At 49.2% G+C, this 3,906-nt stretch carries 2 protein-coding genes; both read right to left on the reverse strand.

What is annotated here, in order from left to right; genetic code table 11:
- On the reverse strand, positions 1–1,743 hold a 1,743-nt coding region (locus tag Q1V74_RS07960; protein ID WP_300647923.1), incomplete at its 3' end, for a TonB-dependent receptor.
- A gap of 168 nt (positions 1,744–1,911) precedes the next feature.
- Positions 1,912–3,816, reverse strand: coding sequence for a molecular chaperone HtpG (gene htpG, locus Q1V74_RS07965; protein WP_300647926.1), 1,905 nt, complete (start codon positions 3,814–3,816; stop codon positions 1,912–1,914).
- Positions 3,817–3,906 lie beyond the last annotated feature (90 nt).

Below are 3,906 nucleotides of genomic sequence, written 5' to 3' on the forward strand. Positions count from 1 at the left end.
TCCAGATAGCGAGACATCCCCCGTAGCCGGATCGGTAGAACGCGCATCCGTTTTATCGGTCTGGAAAACCGCCGCGGTCAACGACAAACGCTCGTCCATCACATCCCATTTTGTACCGAGCTCCCAAGAACGACTTTTCTCAGGTTTTAAATCATGCAACTGTGCCCCGCCTGCTGGGCCATCGGCTCCGCCAGCCTGCCCAAAGTTTTCCCCCGCTGGGTTAGCTGAAGTACCGTAGGACAAATAAATAGCACCATTTTGAGCAGGCTTATACACCACCCCCGCCTGGTAGCTCCAAATATTGTCATCACGAGCAATATGTTTCTTTGTATCAGCGACTTTAAACTTATCGTAGCGCACGCCCCCATTCAGTGACCACTGATCATTTAGCTCAATCGTGTCAAAAACATACAGGGAGTGTGTTTTGATATGGCCATCTTTTAGTTTAGGGCCGTAATTAATCTGGCTGTTATATTGACGATGAGGATTCGGATGCCAGAACGAATCGGTATCCCCGCCTGGGCCACCTTCCATGGCTTTAGAATAAATTTCTTCCTTGCTGAACTCTAAACCAGCCGCAAAATTATGCTTTAGCGACCCCGTGGTAAAGGAGCCAAACAAATCCGTCTGATTGATTAAGGACTCACTTTTACGCCAGCGCATACGGTCCGCTCGGGTAAACTGCAAGCCAGCGTCTTCAGTAGCACAAGAACCGCCAGCACCAGCGGCACAATTATCAAATGAGGGGCGCGTATAAAGGTAATGGTTTAAGCTCGTGCCATAGCGGGTAGTATTACGTACCGTCAGCTGCTGATTAATATCATGCTCTAGCTGTGCCGTAGCGGTATCAAACTTATTTTCACGAAAATCCACCCCCGCACGGCCGTAGTAGTTATCACGATCCACCTTAATGGGAGTGACACGATCTGGATTTGCCGCATTACGGAAAGGAATCCCCCAATCTGGGGTATCTTTGTTTTCAATATGCGCGTAGCTAAGAGTCACACGTGTAGGTGTACCCAAACCGAAAGCAATAGAGGGCGCAACCCCCCAACGATCCATTTCTACTTCGTTACGCCCAGGCATATCCCCCCCTGTGCGCATCAGGTTCAGACGCACGGCCCCTGTGTCCGAAAACACGTAGTTCCCATCCAGCGTTAAGCGATGTTGACCGCCATTGCCCACACCAGCTGTCGCTTCCGCAAAATCCTCTAGCTTAGGCGATTTGGTCACAAGGTTGATGCTGCCACCGGTGCCCCCGCGCCCCGTGTATGCTGAGCTGGGTCCTTTTATAACTTCGACAGACTCTAGATTAAAGGTTTCGTGGGAGCCACGCGCATAATCGCGTAGCCCATCAATAAAAATGTCCGTGCTGGCTTCGTAACCACGAATAAATGGACGATCGCCCGTAGGGGTACCGCCCTCGCCAGAACCTAACGTAATGCCAGGTGTGGTGCGCAGCACATCTTGTAGCGAGGTCGCGCCGCGATCTTTAATCACCTCTTCAGGAATCACATTGATAGTACGCGGTGTGTCTAACAGCGGTGCCGTCATTTTAGGCGAAGTCACCTCATGCGTTTGGTAGCCATCGATTGCCTGCCCCTGTACAGAAATAGTTTGTAACTGCTGTACTGTTGTATTTTCTTCGGTTTGTGCTATTGCCGGCATGGTTAGTGCACTGCAAATGGCGGTATACAGCATAGACTGGCGAAACGATATCACCGTTTGACGGGGGTGAGACATGAGGCTTCTCCTGTGAGTGAAACAAAGCATATGTATAAATTGTGACAAATGATAATCATTATCATTAGCAAACGCAAATGGAATTCGATTCGCTCTCTTTTTGTTGTGAGCAGCCAACAAAAAAGCGGTGCCTAAGCACCGCTTTAATCACTATATAAATATCTGAAACTATTGTTGTAGCAACAAACGATTCAAACGCTGAACAAAAGCCGCGGGCTCATCCAATAAAGCCCCCTCTGCGAGCATGGCCTGCTCTAAAAGCAAAGTAGCCCAATCTTCAAAATCCGCCTCGTCGACCTCGCTAATACGACGCACTAACTGGTGGTCCGGATTGATCTCTAGAATGGGCTTCACATCAGGGGTAGGTTGGCCGGCGGCTTGCAACATGCGCAGCAAGTGTGGGCTCATTTCATGCTCATCCACTACCACGCAGGCGGGCGAGTCCACCAGCCGCCCAGTGACTCGTACTGATTTCACTTTTTCACCTAGCGTTTTCTCAAGACGCTCCACTAACGGCTTGAATTCCTCAGCAACCTTTTCTTGCTTTTGTTTTTCCTCTTCATCGGCCAGCTCTGCCAAATCTAAACCACCTTTGGCTACGGATACCAATGTTTTCCCATCAAACTCGGTAAGAAAAGACAGCATCCACTCATCCACGCGCTCACTCAGCAGCAAGACTTCAATGCCCTTTTTGCGGAATACCTCTAGGTGCGGACTATGTTTAGCTGCCGCGTACGAATCAGCGGTAACGTAGTAGATTTTGTCTTGCCCCTCTTTCATGCGCCCAATGTAATCGTTCAATGACACATCCTGCACACTGCTGTCATTGTGGGTGGAGGCAAAGCGTAACAAGCCAGCAATACGCTCTTTATTTGAGGTGTCCTCGCCTACCCCCTCTTTAAGCACTTGACCAAAAGTCTGCCAGAACTGGGTATATTTATCTGGCTCGTTTTCGGCCAAGTCCTCGAGCAAAGAAAGCACTCGGCGTGCGGAGCCATCACGTATGGCACGTACATCTCGACTCTCTTGGAGAATTTCTCGTGAAACGTTTAAAGGCAAGTCGGCCGAATCAATGACCCCACGCACAAAACGCAAATAATTCGGTAATAGCTGCTCGGCATCGTCCATAATAAAGACGCGCTTTACATACAACTTAACACCCCGTTTTGCGTCCCGGTCCCACAAATCAAACGGAGCGCGCTTAGGAATATAAAGTAGCTGCGTGTACTCGGTACGCCCTTCAACACGGTTGTGGGTCCAAGCCAAGGGATCTTCAAAATCGTGCGCTATATGCTTGTAGAACTCAATGTATTGCTCGTCCTCGATGTCATTGCGCGCACGGGTCCACAGCGCATTGGCTTGGTTTACGGTTTCCCACTCATTGGATTTGACTTGCTCTTGTTTTTCAGCATCCCAATCCTCTTTGCGCATCTGAATGGGCAAAGAAATATGGTCCGAATAACGACGTAAAATAGCGCGTAAGCGCCAGCCATCGGCAAACTCAGCATCTTCTTCACGCAAATAAAGGGTAATAGCGGTACCGCGGTCCGCTTTTTCGGCGGGCGCTACACGAAAATCCCCTTGACCCTCAGATTCCCATAATACCCCTTCGGTTTCTGGGGTACCGGCGCGACGGCTCAGCACCGAAACTTTTTCAGCCACAATAAACGACGAATAAAACCCAACCCCAAACTGGCCAATTAACTGGGCATCTTTTTGCTTGTCACCGGTGAGTTGACTAAAAAACTCCTTAGTTCCCGAGCGGGCAATGGTACCTAGGTTTTTCACCGCCTCGTCGCGGCTCATACCGATCCCATTATCCGAAATGGTAATAGTGCGTTGCTCTTTATCGTACTCCACACGAATACGCATCTCGCCATCGCCTTCGAGCAAATCTGGATTATCGATGGACTCGAAGCGCAACTTATCGCACGCATCCGAGGCATTAGAGACCAGCTCGCGCAGGAAAATTTCCTTATTGGAGTACAACGAGTGAATCATCAACTGTAAAAGTTGTTTGACCTCTGTTTGAAAACCAAGGGTTTCCGCATTTTGTTGTTCGACTTGACTCATGATGACTCTTTCTAAACAAGTGGGTTAATCACATTGCTTAGCTAAATGGGGGTGATTCGATACATTTCAAGGCTACGTTATACTGTAGGC

The sequence above is a fragment of the Paenalcaligenes sp. genome, assembly GCF_030152715.1.
GTDB lineage: Bacteria > Pseudomonadota > Gammaproteobacteria > Burkholderiales > Burkholderiaceae_B > Paenalcaligenes > Paenalcaligenes hermetiae.